The 15,183-nt window shown below is 67.8% G+C and carries 10 protein-coding genes; 5 read left to right on the plus strand and 5 right to left on the minus strand.

The features are described from left to right. Window positions 1–30: 30 nt before the first annotated feature. From CACI_RS19490 to CACI_RS19505, 4 genes are read left to right on the plus strand one after another with little or no spacing between them, the layout of a single operon-like run. The gene (locus CACI_RS19490; protein ID WP_015792548.1) at window positions 31–2,220 is read left to right on the plus strand and encodes a lantibiotic dehydratase family protein; all 2,190 of its coding nucleotides are present in this window, start codon (window positions 31–33) and stop codon (window positions 2,218–2,220) included. Continuing rightward, entirely contained in the window at window positions 2,217–3,320 is a 1,104-nt protein-coding gene (locus tag CACI_RS19495; protein ID WP_015792549.1) for a lanthionine synthetase C family protein, read from the plus strand. The genes CACI_RS19490 and CACI_RS19495 overlap by 4 nt, the downstream gene beginning before the upstream one ends. A 21-nt stretch (window positions 3,321–3,341) precedes the next feature. Further along, a complete protein-coding gene (fxlM, locus tag CACI_RS19500; protein WP_015792550.1) occupies window positions 3,342–5,423 on the plus strand; it encodes a methyltransferase, FxLD system in 2,082 nt (693 codons plus the stop codon). A 1-nt stretch (window position 5,424) separates the two neighbouring features. Further along, window positions 5,425–6,534 carry a hypothetical protein gene (locus tag CACI_RS19505; protein WP_015792551.1) on the plus strand — a complete coding sequence of 370 codons (1,110 nt, stop codon included), beginning with the start codon at window positions 5,425–5,427 and terminating at the stop codon, window positions 6,532–6,534. A 588-nt stretch (window positions 6,535–7,122) separates the two neighbouring features. Here the strand turns inward: CACI_RS19505 and CACI_RS19510 are convergent. The 4 genes from CACI_RS19510 to CACI_RS19520 all read right to left on the minus strand — a co-directional run bounded on the left by CACI_RS19510 (window position 7,123) and on the right by CACI_RS19520 (window position 11,393). Further along, entirely contained in the window at window positions 7,123–7,950 is an 828-nt protein-coding gene (locus CACI_RS19510; RefSeq protein WP_015792552.1) for a hypothetical protein, read from the minus strand. A gap of 422 nt (window positions 7,951–8,372) precedes the next feature. Further along, a complete protein-coding gene (locus CACI_RS54265) occupies window positions 8,373–8,615 on the minus strand; it encodes a DUF397 domain-containing protein (RefSeq protein ID WP_395994329.1) in 243 nt (80 codons plus the stop codon). A gap of 132 nt (window positions 8,616–8,747) precedes the next feature. Further along, window positions 8,748–10,985, minus strand: a complete 2,238-nt coding sequence (locus CACI_RS19515; RefSeq protein ID WP_143765310.1) for a tetratricopeptide repeat protein — start codon at window positions 10,983–10,985, stop codon at window positions 8,748–8,750. A gap of 90 nt (window positions 10,986–11,075) precedes the next feature. After that, window positions 11,076–11,393: a hypothetical protein gene (locus CACI_RS19520; protein WP_041540343.1), complete on the minus strand. Its 318-nt coding sequence runs from the start codon at window positions 11,391–11,393 to the stop codon at window positions 11,076–11,078. 162 nt (window positions 11,394–11,555) lie between these two features. Between CACI_RS19520 and CACI_RS19525 the strand changes: the two genes are divergently transcribed. Next, window positions 11,556–13,706, plus strand: a complete 2,151-nt coding sequence (locus CACI_RS19525) for a tetratricopeptide repeat protein (RefSeq protein ID WP_143765311.1) — start codon at window positions 11,556–11,558, stop codon at window positions 13,704–13,706. 18 nt (window positions 13,707–13,724) lie between these two features. Here CACI_RS19525 and CACI_RS19530 read toward each other — a convergent pair whose 3' ends face one another. Beyond that, window positions 13,725–14,594, minus strand: coding sequence for a hypothetical protein (locus CACI_RS19530; RefSeq protein ID WP_143765312.1), 870 nt, complete (start codon window positions 14,592–14,594; stop codon window positions 13,725–13,727). Window positions 14,595–15,183 lie beyond the last annotated feature (589 nt).

A 15,183-nucleotide genomic window follows, 5' to 3' on the forward strand; every position in this document is an offset into this window, starting at 1 on the left:
CCGCCGCGCGATGGAAGGAGACCACTGACGATGTCACCCCGCTTGTACCACAGTGCCGACGCTGTGATGCTCCGGGCCGCCGCGCGTGTTGCGGTGCCGCTCCCGCCGTGGCCATTCGCACCGGACGGGCAGCGCGAGGTCACCGTCGAGCAGTGGCGCGCCTGGCTGGCCGAGGTGTGGTCCGACACGGCGACGGCCGAAGCAGTGCAGTACGCCAGCCCCGTGCTCGCCGAGCGTGTTCAGGCCGCGGTCGGCGGAGCCGTGCTGTCCGCCAAGCGTGCGCGACGGGCGGCGCTCTCACTGGCCGGGTACGCCGTGCGCGCCAGCTCCCGCGCAACCCCGTTCGGCACGTTCGCTGGCGTGACCAGCGCGGCGTTCGGCCCTGCCACCAGCGTTCGAGTCGGCCTGCACCACCGCGCCGAGGGCCGGATGGACCCGATCTTTCTCCAGGCCGCCATCACGAGACTGGAGTCGGACTGCGTCCTGATGGCCGAGGTGAAGGTCTGCGCCAACACGCTGTGCCGCGTCCACGACGGCCGGCTGATCGCCCCGGCGTCAGGGACCTCGGAGTTCTCCCTGCGGCTCACCGGCGCACTCGAACTCGTCCTGGAAGCCGCCGCCGTCCCGCTCACCTGCGCAGAGCTCGCAGGCAAACTGGCCGCGCAGTTCCCCATAGCAACTGCAGAACACACCGCCAAGCTCCTGGAAGACCTCTTGCATCACCGAGTCCTGGTCTCCGAGCTGCACGCACCGGCCACTGACCCGGATCCGCTCGGTCATCTGCTGACGGTCCTCACCGCAGCCGGGGCCGATCGTTCGGCGTCCGCTGCCGCGCTGCTGCACGACCTGGAAGACCTGCGCCAGGCCGTCGCCGGGATCGGCGACGCCCTCGACGCTGACGAGCGCAGCCAGCGCAGCCGGGCCGCGCTACACGCCATGAACCGCGCGGTCCCCGAGGCCGGAGGTCATCCGGGCGTCGACCTGCGAGTGGACGTCGACGTGACGCTCCCCGCAGAGGTCGCTTCCGAGATCGAGACCGCCGCGACCTGGCTGACCCGCCTGGCCGCCTACCCTGCCGGGACACCGGCGTGGGCGAAGTACAAAGCGGCGTTCGCCGACCGGTACGGCGAGGACGCCCTAGTCGGTGTCCTGGACCTGACCGACCCCGACACCGGCCTTGGCTTCCCGGTCGAGACGGCCCCAGCGACCTCTGGCCGCGACCGCGCTCTTCTCGCCCTGGCCGGGACGGCGGCGCTGGAGGGGACCCGTCGGATCAAACTCACCGCAGACCTCGTCAACACCTTGGAAGCCGCAGCGGGAGGACCGGCCAACCAGATCGGTCCACACCTGGAGATGTGTGTCCAGGTCCTCGCCGTATCGGCCGAGGCGATCAACCGCGGCCAGTTCCGCATCCGAGTTCTGACCGCATCCCGCGCGGCTGGGGCCATGGCCGGCCGATTCCTTCCCTTGCTTGACCCCGGCGACCGCCTGCGGTTCACCCAGCTATACGCGAGCCTGCCGACAGTGCAGGAAGGCGCGGCTGCCGCGCAGCTGTCGTTTCCTCCTGCCCGCATCGCCGCCGATCTGATGACCCGCACCACGCCGATCCTGCCGACGGTCATCAGCGTCGGCGAACACCGCCCCATCGGCGGCGTACTGCGCCCCGAAGACCTCGCGGTAGGACTGCGCGACGGCAGGCTGTTCCTGGCCTGCCGCGCGACCGGACAGCCCGTCGAGCCGTTGGCGACGACAGCGGTGAATCTCCGCATGCCCGTCCACACCGCGCCGCTGGCCAGGTTCCTCGCCGAGATCGCACGGTCCGGATGCGCCCAGGTCACCGGGTTCGACTGGGGAGCGGCGCTGGCGTTGCCGTTCACTCCCGAGCTTCACGCCGGACGCACGACCCTGATTCCTGCCCGGTGGCGGGTCGAGGCCGCCGAGCTTCCCGGACGCCAGGCGAGCCTGACGGAGTGGACGCGCGAGCTGCACGCCCTACTTCACCGCCGCCGCGCACCGCTGCGCCTGACGCTTGCCGAGGCCGACCAGCACCTCCAGCTCGATCTGGAAACCGGAGTCCACGCGGCTCTGCTTCGCCAAGCCGTCCATCGCGCCAGCCACGCCACACTCCTCGACTCTCCACCAGCGGACGGCAACGGATGGATCGGCGGCCTGGCCAACGCCCTGCTGGTTCCCATGATCGCGACGGAGAACCGACCATGATCGGCAGCAAGACCCAGCAGTGGCCGGGACAGTCACTGGCCGAAGGCGCAGCCGGAATCGCCCTGCTGTACATGGAACGCGGCGACTTCGACGGCGCCAGGGCCCTCATCGACCGTGCGGTGGCCGGCGGCGTCAGCGTCGCCGCCAACGCCAGCCTGTTCTACGGCGCACCAGCCCTGGAGTTCGTCCTATCCGCCGCCACCGCGCACGGCCTGCCCGTCCCCGCCTTGAGCGCGGTGCAAGCGGCCACCGACCGCATCGTCGCCGCGCGTCTGGAGGCGGCGGTGGTTCGCCGATCGCGCGGCGAGCTGCCGAACCTCTCAGAATTCGACCTCATCAGGGGCCTGGCTGGGTGCGGGGCGCTTCTTCTGCACCGCGGACAGGAGCCCCCGCAGCTCGCGGCTGTACTTTCCTACCTGGTCGACCTGACCCATCCGATCCGCGACGACGGGGAGGAGCTGCCGGGCTGGTGGGTCCCGACCGGCCCGAACGGCAAGCCATCAGAGGAGTTTCCCGGAGGCCATGGCAACAACGGGATGGCGCACGGGGTGGCCGGGCCGCTGGCGGTGCTCGCGCTCGCAATGCGCGCCGGGGTGGAAGTCCCCGGGCACCGCGAGGCCATCGAGCGGATCACAGCCTGGCTGGCCGTCTGGCAGCGCCCGTACTGGGTCACCCGCGAGCAGATCCGCACCCGGCAAGTCAGCGCCGTGCCGGCGCGGCCCTCTTGGTGCTACGGCGCGCTGGGCCTGGCGCGCGCTGAACAGCTGGCGGCCCTGGCCTTGGGCGACCGTTCTGCCGCTGCGGCGGCCGAGAATGCGGCCTACGCAGCCCTGACGGACCCGGGCGTTCGCGACCTGACCGGCGACGGCTCGCTGTGCCACGGGTGGGCCGGGCTGATCACTACTGCTGCGGCGATCGCCGAGGACTGCCCCGGACCTGCGTATCTGGCCGGCCCCATCGCCTTGCTTGCTACAGAACTGTCTGCCGCCGAAGTGGCGAAGGACGGATTCCTGGAGGGCAGCGCCGGAGGCGCCCTCGCTCTTCACCGCTTGAACAACGCCCCAGCCACCGGCTGGACGCGCGCACTGCTGATCGACTGACCGATTGCACAGGGAGAACCCATGGAAACAACGACCTGGACACACGCGACCGTGACGCTCGGCGTGCACGGCCTGACCCCGGCCACCGCTGGCGCCATGTCGGCCGCACTAGAGTCAGCAATCGAGGACGGCGACATTGTCGGCTTCCACTTCCTGCGTAAGGACGGCGGGATGCGGCTGCGCGCGGCCGGTCCCAAGGCCGCCGACCGGTTGCCGTCCGTCCTGGACGGCTTGGCGGACCGTGGCTTGATCGCGGGGTGGATCTTCGGGATCTACGAGCCGGAGGTCGAGGCGTTCGGCGGCCCGGCCGGTATGGACGCCGCCCACGACCTGTTCTGCGCCGACAGCCGTGCCGTACTGGCCCACCTCGCAGCGGTGCAGGCCGAAGGCCCGGGGGCTCGGGAGGCCGCTGTGCTGCTGCTGTCCACGCTGCTGCGCGGCGCGCAATTGGACTGGTACGAGATCGGTGACGTGTGGGCCAGGATCGCCGCCGAGCGACCGCCAGTCGACGCCGTGCCGGCAGGTGCCCAGCTGGCGCAGTCCTGCGCCGCGATGCTGGCCCTGATGCACGCCGACGCCGCGCACGTGAAGGTCGGGACCGGATGGGACACGCGGGTCCGGGCCTTCGCCGACGCCGGAGTCCGCGTGCGTGCTCTGGCCGACGACGGAACCCTTGGCCGCGGCCAAACGCCAGAGGTCGGGCTGCGAGCGGTCCTGGCCCACCACGCGATCTTCGCGCTCAACCGAGCCGGACTGACTAGTGCGCAGCAGGCCGAATTGGCGCTGCTGGCCAAGACGGTCGTGTTCTCGCCGCCGTCCGACGTGTCGCCCCCTGGTGCCGCTGCTCCCGCCGGTAGCGTCGTCCAGATGGAGTCCACCATCACCCCCACCGCCGCCGACCAAGCCTCCGAACTGCGCGCCACCCTGGTCCAGAACCTCAAGGACGCGGACGTTCTGTCCGACCCGCGCATCGCCGACGCGTTCCTGGCCGTTGAGCGCCACAAGTTCCTGCCCGGCGTCGACCTCGCTACCGCGTATGCCGACGACGCTGTCACCGTCAAGACCGCTGACACGGGCATCGTCATCTCCGCCATTTCCCAGCCCACCATCGTGGCGACCATGCTCCGGCAGCTCGACCCGCAGCCCGGGGACCGCGTCTTGGAGGCGGGCGCGGCCACCGGCTACAACGCCGCGTTGATCGGAAACCTGGTCGGCCCCGACGGGTACGTGTGGACGATCGACGTCGACCAGGACCTCATCGACGGTGCGAACGCCCACCTGGCCGCAGCCGGGGTCGGCAACGTGACTGCGGTGCTGGGTGACGGTGGCGTGGGACTCCCCGAGCACGGTCCGTACGACCGGATCATCTTCACTGTCGGCGCGGGCGACGTGCCAGCCGTGATCCTGGACCAGCTCGCGCCCGGCGGACGCCTGGTTATCCCCGTGCGTATCCGGGGCGGGGTGTCCCGCGCGATCGCGCTTCAGCACAACGGCGACCAGTGGGTGTCGGTGTCCTCGGAGATGGCCACGTTCATGCCGCTGCGCAAGGGCATCGCCGACGACGAGCGCGTCATCACAGCCTTGAGCGATGACGGCGGCGTGACCCTACACACCTACGCCGAGCAGAACGTGGACACCGCCGCGATTACCAAGGCGCTGGACTACCCGGGGTACGAGGTGTTCAGTGGCGTGAAGTTCCGCAAGGGGACGACATGGGAGTGGCTGAACCTGTGGCTGACGTGTGCCCTTCCCAGTGGCATCTCCCGCATGCCGGCATCCGGACCGGAGGTCGAGTCCGGGAAGATCCGTCCGCAGTTCCCGTGGGGCTCGATGGCCGCCGTCGAGGCTGACACCATCGCCTACCTGTCGATGCGTGAAGGCCAGGACGAGTCCGGCCGCTTCTGGGAGGCTGCGGTCATCGGCCACGGCCCGAACGCTGCGGCGCTGGCCGAGGCCACGGGCGAGCAGATCCGGGCCTGGAGCGAGGGACATCGCGACACCGTTCCCACGTTCCGCGTCGCCACCGGCCCCAGCCGGGAAACGCTCCACGGCCGGTTCACGGTCGCCAAGCCCGGAAGCCGGATCGCCCTGGACTGGGCCTGACATGCCGGTCGACGCGATAGCACGCCGATTCCCGCTGGTGAGCCGGGTCAAGCCGCCGGGCCGGCCTCTGGCCGCCCGCGTCGCGGCCCTGGGGCGCACCCGGCGGGAATCGGCGCCGGACGACCACTACCAGCAGATCGCGCTCGCCTCAGAGGTGTTCAACGTCGCCGCTCTCATCGCCTCGGACTGCGGCATGCCCCAACAGGCCCGCGACCTGTGCTGGCGTCAGTACGCGGTGTTCAACGCCGCCCGGCCGCTGAGCCCGCAGCTGGCCAAGCTCGCGCTTCAGCCGGTGCTGAACATCCCCCGGCAGATGATCCGCGACGGCAACGGAGTCGGCGCGTACGACGTTCTCCAAGAACTGCTTCGCGCAGCACAGGAGCGTCGGCAGGCCGACGTCGCCGGGTACCGGATCGACATGGCCGACGTCACCCGCGACCAGGCGGACCACCACGCGGTCTGCACGCAGCTGTGGGCTGCGCTCGCGGCAGATGGAAGCCGGGCTCTGGCACAGGCCGGGCGCTGGGGCGAGGCCGCGGCCGCGCTCGCCGCACACAAGTTGGTCGGCAACAGGCTGCTGGACGGCCGCCAGATCGCGGTCATCTCGCTGCTGGAAAGGGGTCTCGTCGATCAGGCTGTGGCGATGGTCGACGCCAGCGCCATCACCGAGTCCTGGGAGAAGACGGCCGCGGTGGTCCTGCGTGCCTACTGTGCCGCCTGGATGCCTGAAGGCGATCGGCACGTCGATGTTGCCGTGGGCGAGGCACTGACCCTCGTGGAGATCGCTGAGCCTACGACGGTGGTGTTTCGCGTACGCCTCGGGCTTACTGCACTCGACATCGCACAAGGCCGAACGTCGCTGGCGTCGCGCCTCCAAGCCGCTGTTATCGTCGCCGCCTGCACCGACGCCTATGCAGCACGAGAGGTTCTTGGCCGCGAAGCGAGCCACAGTTCAATGACCGCTCAAGACGTCAAAGCATTGGCTTCTATCGTCGACGCTTCTGGGTTCGGGCGGGGTGTGATGCCGCAGGAACAGGCGAGTCAGATGATGGAGTGCGTCGCTTCTGCCGAGGCCGACCTGCGTTCCCTCCTGGCTCGCCAACGCCGATAGCCAGCGCCGAGAAGAGTTTCGTTCGTATTCTGCCAGTCTGGTGTACGACATCGTGGCCCCAAGGGTCCGGGCAGCTTGCAACATCTCCTCTTCGTCCTGACGGCACCGCTCGCGACTAGGCAGGCACCAAGACGTTCGGCTCAACCAGGGAGACGGGCTCTCATTCCCAGTGTTCGAAACTAATGCGGGGACGCCGGGACCGAACCATCTCCAGCCTTCGTATCCAGCGCCGAGCAATGACCAGGAGTGCGCGGGTTCTCATCGACAAGTGCGACGGCTCAGCTCGCGATGACCGTAGCCAGCGTCCCCAACAGCAGTACCAGGCCAGCGGCAACAGCTGATAGTGCTGGCCGCGCCAAGCGAGCTGGCGGACCATGACGTAGGCAGCGGCGGAGACGAACGCGATCGTCCTACCGCGCAGCAGTGTGTGCCCCGCCCCAGAATTCCCAGGTAGCCGCCGACCAGCCCAGAGAGCTTCACGTTGCCCCAGTGGGCGGAGCCAGATCAGACGCCTTACTGGGTCCGTTTCAGTTCAGAGTCTCAGAGTCAGCGATTTATACCGCATTTGGTCAGCTCCATACGGTCTCGCTACTGCGTGAGGTCAGCGAGGGCCGGGTGGTCGTCCAATGCCGGCAGTCCGTAGATGTACAAGGTGCTGAGCACTGTCAGGAGCGGCGTGAACGGGCCTGAGATCATCAGCGGGGTGGTGTCGTCGAAGGCCATGACCATGCGGTAGGCGGCCGGCTCGGGGTAGAACTCGGTGACGCCGCTGTAGTAGAAGCTCATCCAGCTGCCGTAGACGCTGCAGATCAGGCGTTCGTTGGTGGCGAGCACACGGGTCTGCTGGACGTCGCGCCAGCGTTGCATCGCTTCGGCCTGAGCTCTTTGGCGCTGTTGGCGGTTGCCGATCGCGGTCAGGGCGTAGCCGGCGAGCACAAACCCGGCGGACCCCCAGAAGAAGCCGTTGGCCTGGGTATACGAACCGTCTCCGCCGTAGAAGCGGCCGTAGTGTGCTGGGACGTCCAGGTACACCTCTTCGCCGTCATTCAGGACGATGCCCCATAGCTTCAGAGCTGGCGGCCGGTTCCCGGCTTTGAGATCGGCGGCCAGACGGCGGCCGTCGAGCCATGCCTGGTTGGCCGTGGCCTGGAGCTGTTGGTGGTGAAGCTTGGCGGTGAACTGTCCGCGTGAACGCTGCCGGTCTCGCCGGGACTGCGCTGCGAAGTAGATCGCCGAAACCATTGCCAGCACGAGCACACAGAGCGCGGCAAGCCAGCCGAGGATGAACCCGCCCGCGACGTGATGAGTGGCCTTGTATTCGGTGGTCTGCCCTGCCGCTTTGTCGACCGCGACCATGACGGCCAGTGCGGCACATGCCACTGCTCCCGCGGCGATCGAGCGCCAGAACCGCTTCATGCCCCCGCCTTTCCTGTTCGAGCCTTGACCTGGAGGTCCGTGCGGCGCAGCAGAAACCCTGTCCACGACGTCAGGATTAACCTTTCGGCCTTGCTGCTTCGTTGGCTTGTTGTAGTGGCTCGAACGCTCACGAGTAGACAGAGTAGCGACTCGTCCGAGACCCAGATGCGTTAGAGCCGCCGGTCCTGGGGGATGAGGCGGTGGCATTTGGGCGTGCGAACCGCGCTGGATGCTGTGGAGATCGACTCGGCAGGGCGGTGGTCTGAGTCGTGATATCGGCCGCGTCCGCCACGGAGGTCACGGGCATGTCGGTGTTCTCGGCCCACAGCCGGGGTCAGCTGTGCTCCTGACGGCAGGCCAGGTTGGTAGCGCTAGAGGTGGCTGCGCTCGTCGTGGGACTCGGCGCCGTCGCTGCCGCCGTATTAATCGTCGAATTCGCCGTTTTTGGCACCGTCGATGAAGCATTGCCATTCGAACCGTGAGAAAGCCAGTATCGACCCGGAGGGATCTTTGCTGTCGCGGACCTCGCGGCGACCGTCTGTGTGGCTCCGCATCTCTACGCAGCCACTGCCGCTACCGCTCGCCTGGGCCTTGCGCCATGCGCCCCATTGGTCCATTGGTCCATTGGTCCATTGGTCCATTGGTCCATTGGTCCATTGGTCCATTGGTCCATTGGTCCATTGGTCCCTGCAGAATTATCTATGCTGCCATCGTGAAAGTGGGGGATGTCGGTCGGCATGTTATTTCCCTTCATCCGAAAGTGTTTCCAGCGCCACGGTCGCGCCACCATGGTGAAACTAGACGAGCTCGGCACCATTGGATAGGCCCTCGATAGGCAGTCCCAGCGCAGCGTGCAGTGATGAAGCCCAGCGCTCGAAGTCAGCGGCTTCATCCTGGCGCCCCAAGCTGCGGTATGCCTTCGCCGCGCCAGCGATGGCCCGGGCCTCGTTCACTCGGTCGCCGAGCGTGCGCTGGATCACTGCGGCACGCTGGTAGTAGGCCAGGGCCTCGTCGGCGCGGTCGACCGCCTGTAGGGATCTGGCGCGTGCGATGAACGCAGCGCCTTCAAAACCACGATTGTCCAGTTCGTCGGCGACTTCGATGGCCAGTGCCGCGTAGCGCTCAGCTTCGGAGGCATGCCCGGTGCTGAGCTGGGTGTTGCAGATGGAGATGAGAACGTGGAAGCGACCGACGGCGTCGCCGGCGTCTGTATGCAGCATGAGCGACTGTTGGAATGCTGCGAGCGCCTCGTCGGCGTCCCCGGTCGCGAGCCGGACACATCCGATTCCCTCGACGGGGTAGCCCAGGAAACTGTTTAGGTGCTCGGTCCGGCACAGGTCGATCGAGGCTTGGAACGTGTTCATGGCTGCTTCGAAATCACCCGCGTCATGCTGCAGGAACCCGATGAGGTCCAGAAGCCAGGCTTGTCCGTGGAGATCTTCGCGTTGCTCGTGGATCGCGAGGGCGGCGTTGTAGTACCCGGAGGCCTCATCGAGGCGGTGTGATTGACGGCACGCCATTCCTAGGGAGGCGAGCAGCGCGGCTTGACCGACGAGGTCGCCGCTGCGTTTGGCGGCGGCAAGGCCGGGACGGGTGATCACGAACCAGTCGTCGAAGTATCCGTTGTCGGCGTATACGAAGCTCAAGGCTGCAGGAAGCTGCCATGCATGGCGGTCGAGTCCGAGTCGCTCCGCCAGGCGCACCGCCTCGATCAGGTTCGCGCGTTCAGTACGGAACCAGGACAGGGCCGATGGATAGTCGGAGAACGACGGAGGTGCCACGGCGGAGTCGGGGGCGTCGACCGGCGCGTGATGCGCGGCCTGCTCATAGGGCGCCGAGGCACGGACGGCCTCGGCGCCCTGGACGTACCAGTCCAGCAAGCGGCCCAGGGCTTGGACATTCTCCTGGTCGGTGTCCGCCTCGTCTGCTTGGTCGGCGGCGTAGGCGTGCAGCAGGTCGTGGACCTGGAATCGGTCCCGGTCGAGCTGCGTGATCAGGTGTGCGGCAGCCAGATCGTCGAGCAATCGTGCGGCGGCGCGTGGTTGTACGCCGGCCAGCGCGGCCGCCGCACCGACGGCAAACTCGGCGGTCGGGTGCAGGCCCAGCAGCCGGAACATCCGCGACGCCGGTTCCCGCAGTGCGCGGTAGGACCATGCGAACACCGTCCGCACCGCGTCCGCCTCCGCCGCGTCCTCGGAGGACAGGGCGTCCCACATCGAGGATTCGTTGCGCAGATCCGCGATGAGGTCGGTCAACGGCATCCGGGGCCGGGCAGCGGCGCGTTCGGCGGCGATCCGCAAGGCCAGAGGCAGCCTGGCGCACAAGCCGGCCAACTCCGCGACGTCCGCCTCGTCGTCGGCGCGCTGAGCGCCGATCGCGGTGGTCAGCAGCATGACCGCGTCGTGTTCGGCGAAGACGTCGGCGGTTATTCGGGCAGCACCCTCCCTGGCGATGAGAGCGGACAGCCGACTGCGCGACGTGATGAGGGTGACGCAGCCCGCCGCACCGGGCAGCAAGGGTCTGACCTGCTCACTGTCGGCGGCATTGTCCAACACGATCAGCAGTCGCTTGTCCGCGACCAGCGATCGGAAAAGCGCGGCCCGTGCATCGGTGTCACTTGGAGTCATAGCCGCAGGAACCCCGAGCGCCTCGATGAAGTGGCCGAGGATATCTGCCGGTGCGGCCGGTGATCCTTGATCGAAGCCGTGTAGATTCGCGTGCAGCTGGCCGTCGGGGAAGCGATCGCGGTTTCGGTGTGCCCAGTGCAGCGCCAGCGAGGTCTTGCCTACGCCTGCCGTACCGGAAACGACCATAACAGGACCCTGAGTGCCTGCCACTCCTTCCTCGCTGCCGGCCTCGGGTGCCGGCGCCAACGCGTCGTCGAGTGCTTTGAGATCGGCCACCCGGTTCACGAAACCTCGCACGTCCCCCGGCAGCTGTCTCGGAGTTGGTGCCGGTGCTCGCGTCGCGGAGTGGAAGTGGATGTCGCCGCTGATGTCCCGCGCCTGTATGACGTCGCGCGCCGAACCGCTCATCTCCGACTGCGTGTTGTCGTGACTGCTCACCGCGCGGGATCCCCGTTTCGTCGTTGGTGAGATTGAGCCGGACCGCGAGGTTTTGATCGCCTAGTTGAAGGTGATGTTCGCGTGGGGGAAATCACGCCCCTGGACGACGCGTTCGGCGGATCCCGACACGTTGTTCATCGTGTTGTCCGAGCCCACGATCGACTGATGCCATGCGCTTAGATCTCTGGCCAGGGCCGGGTCCTTCTCAGCCGCGGCGGTGAGTTCGTCGGCCAGCGCTGCCGCTTCTTCAGGATTCGTTGGCTGTTCGGGAGCTTGTCCGCGGTGGCGGGAGACGATGGCCTTCAGCGCGTCCCATGCTTTCGAACCGGCCTGGGTCGCCGCGCTGTCGAGGAGCTTCGTCAGCGCGGCCGAGACCATGGCCGGGGTGAGTATGGAATCCATGGCGGCCTTTCGGGGGCGGGAGCGTGAGTTCTGACATCCTACGCTGCGTGCTTGAACTCTGTCGGAGCGCGTACGCCGGACGTTGTGCGGTCGCGGTGGCTGTGGAAAGTCTGGGTCCTGTCACCGTACGCTGACCCTGTGGCAGAAGGAGACGAACAGACGGACCCGCGGGTGGTCGGCAACGACGTCTCCGGTTCAGTGCACAGCCTCGTACAGGGCCGAAGCTTCGACAACGCGACGATCAACTTCTTCGGTGGAGTGTCCCGGCTCCCGTTGAGTGCCCCCGCCATGCTGCCGCCGAGTCACGGTCCTTACACCGACCGGCACGCGGTGCACGAACGCCTGGACCAACTCGCCGATCGGGAGGTCGGGATGGTCCAGCTCGGCGGTGTGGCCGGTGTGGGTAAGTCGTCAACAGCGATGCGGTATCTGCGCAGCCGCAGCGAGCGCTATCGCGGAGGCGTCTACTATGCAGACCTCGGCGGCGGTCGCGCCGGGCGCGGAGTGTCCGTGGCCGAGGCGCTGGACGGCTGGCTCGTCGCGAAGGGCGTGCTGTCGAGCGAGGTGCCACCGAGTCTGGCTGCGCGCTCCGCGCTGTTCCAGCGGATTACCGCCGATGAGCCCGTTGCGGTCCTGATCGACGATCCGGCGAGTGCGGCGCAGGTCGCGGCGCTGTGCCCGACGTCTCAGGGCAGTTTGATCATGGTCACCGGGCACCACGAGCTCGCCGGGATCCGGACATCCCACAGTGCGGAGTTCCTGCGCGTGCCCATGCTGGACCATGCATTCGCCTTGGAGCTGCTCACGGACTTGGTCGGGGAGGATCGAGTCCAGGCCGAACAGGCGGCCTTCGATCAACTGGCGGCGTTCAGCGAGGGTCATCCGCTGATGCTGCGCGTCATCGCCGCAGAGCTGAGCCGTGGACGGTGGGACAGCGCGGGGGAGTTGGCACAGCGACTGGCCGACACTCGTAGCCGTCTTCGCGCGTCGGACCAGATCATGTCATCGGGGGGTGACTACTCCGTGAACGCAGCCCTGGAGTTGAGTGTCAGAGGTCTCCCTGAATCCGGACGGGCCCTTCTGCGTGCGCTGGCATCCCATCCCGGATCCGAGTTCGGTCCAGACCTGATCGACTTCCTGGGTTCGGACTTCAGCACGTTGGCAGATCTGGTCGAGTCGGGTCTGGTCACCGTTCTCCATGAGCCTGGAACGCCCCGCTCCTCGCGGCGCTGGCGCCTGCACACGCTGGTGCAGGATTTCATTCGGCGTGAAGAGGCAGCCGACTCGGTGGCCTACGTCAGCAGCCAGAAGGCGATCATCGGTTGGTACTTGCGGCGTACTGCGGTAGCTGATCGAGCCCGCTCTCCCCGCTGGCATGTCGGGCCCGATTTTGACGATGAGCCGCCCTTCGGCGATGTTGACGCCGCTGTCAGTTGGCTGGAGGCCGAGCAGGCGAACCTCCGAAGTGCGGTGGTCGCTGCGTCAGAACTCGGCGACGACAACACGGTGTGGCAGTTGTGCGAGGTTTTGTGGGGTTTGTATTTCTGGAGCAATCCTTTCGGGGACTGGATCGACACTCACCACCTCGGCATCGAATCGGCGGTGCGTCTTGGCAACCGGGCGGCTGAGGCGCGCATCAGGCTGCAGCTCGGGTTCGCCTACTACAACCAGGACGACATAGAGCAAGCCGCTGCAGAGTTCGCCTCCGCCTTGTCGCTGGCTGAGGACAGCGGAATGGTCAAAGTGCTTGCGGCCGCGATTGAGTCCGCCGGTTTGGCTGATTTGCGGCTCGGACGTCCAGCCCAGGCTCTTGACCGCTTCGAGGAGGTGCTCGCGCTGGTCGAAGCCGATCCTGAGACGGGCCTGGCTGCTGTCGCCAACGCGCAGCGGCATCGGGCCAGGGCTCTCGGCGCACAGGGCCGTTACGCGGAGTCGATCGCCGTTTTCACCGACCACGCGATCCCCACTTACCAAGCCGAAGGGAAGAGCAGCTACAACGTGGCTCGGACCCTCGTCGATCTCAGCGATGTGCTGATCGCGGCCGGTCGTGCTGATGAAGCCGTGGAGCACCTGCACCTCGCGATCGCGGAATTCGGGCGTCTGCGCAATCCGCTGCAGGGTGCGGTGGCTCTGATCGCGCTTGCCTCCGCGTACGAAGCGTTCGCCGACGTCGGCAACGCGGCGGACGCTTTGACTCGCGCGGCGGAGGTCTATGAGGCGCTCGGTTCTCTTAAGGCAGCTGACGTCCGCGCTCGTGCCCAGGCACTGCGAGGGGGAACCGAGCGCTGAACGATCGGCGGTCGCGGGTCACAGCGTTGAGGAACCGCGAACGATCTCGTCGTAGACCAGGGACGCCAGCATTGACGGATCCGCGTCCGGGGCGGCGCGGCGGGTGATCTCGGTGCCGTCCCGCAGGCTGATGTGGCAGACGTCGCCGTCGATCACACCGGCCACGGTCAGGCCCGGCAGACGTTCAAAGGCGCGTCTCGCCCAATCCGAGGGGGCGCCGAGCGACTCTCGGACCATGACGTCGGCCATCTCAGCGGCACGACCGGCCGGGTGTGTCGCATCGACGACCACGTGCCCACCGTCCCGCGGCCCGATGGTGTGCGCGACATTCAGCGGGAACCGCTCGACCTGGCCGACTTCAACCGTGGCCACCAGCGGCGACACACGCTGCTGGCGGTGATGGAATACGGGGACCGGTTCCGGTACGGCCGGCCACGACGGTTCATCCAGACCCAGGCTGCGGTAGAACAAGGTCCTGAGAAGAGCCAGCGAGCGCCCCGGGCAGGAACTCGCGCGGCCTGTCGCGTCGGTGTACCGGGCAGGTTCGTACGTGGTGATCAGTTTCTCGATCTGGTCCCGTAGGAGTGAGGCCGGTTGAAGGCGCGGTGCTGTTTCAGCGAACTGTGCGATCGGCGACTCGGGATCCACAGCGTCAGCCGGATAGGTGGCGAGGATCGTGGGTATCCCGAGTGCGGCGCCATAGAAGGTCACCGAACCGTGGTCGCCGACCACAGCGTCGGCGGCGAGCAGTGCCGCTCGCCAGTCCAGCGGCGGCACGAGTATCAGCCCGCTTCGTCGCGCATGGGTCAGGACGCGCTCGATCTCGGATCTGCCGTGCGCGTGGATGACGTTCGGATGGATCACGGCAGCCACCGCGTAGTCGTCCACCGGTAGCTCCGCCACCAGCCGTTCGACGAGGTCGACGTGCCGGCCGAACAGGGACTTCCGGCCCCACGTGGTGTTCACTATGACCAACCTGCGGTTCCGGAGCCCGAGAGCCGAGCGGTAGAGGTCTCGGTCTCCCGCGCTTTCCAGCAGTCTGTCGAAGCACGGATCACCGGCGACGACGGCGGTGGACACGGCAGCCGGAGCACTCTTGCGAAGGCGGTCGAGCTGTTCTGCATGGGACAGAATCTGGGCTGTCGCTATCGGCTTGCCCTCATGCAGGAGCCAGGCATCTGATAGGCCGAACACCGACCGGCTCCCGGCTCCCGGCTCCCGGCTCCCGGCTCCCGGCTCCCGGCTCCCGGCTCCCGGCTCCCGGCTCCCGGCTCCCGGCTCCCGGCTCCCGGCTCCCGGCTCCCGGCTCCCGGCTCCCGGCTCCCGGCTCCCGGCTCCCGGCTCCCGGCTCCCGGCTCCCGGCTCCCGGCTCCCGGCTCCCGGCTCCCGGCTCCCGGCTCCCGGCTCCCGGCTCCCGGCTCCCGGCTCCCGGCTCCCGGCTCCCGGCTCCCGGCTCCCGGCTCCCGGCTCAAGGTAT

The sequence above is a fragment of the Catenulispora acidiphila DSM 44928 genome (genome assembly GCF_000024025.1).
Taxonomy (GTDB): domain Bacteria; phylum Actinomycetota; class Actinomycetes; order Streptomycetales; family Catenulisporaceae; genus Catenulispora; species Catenulispora acidiphila.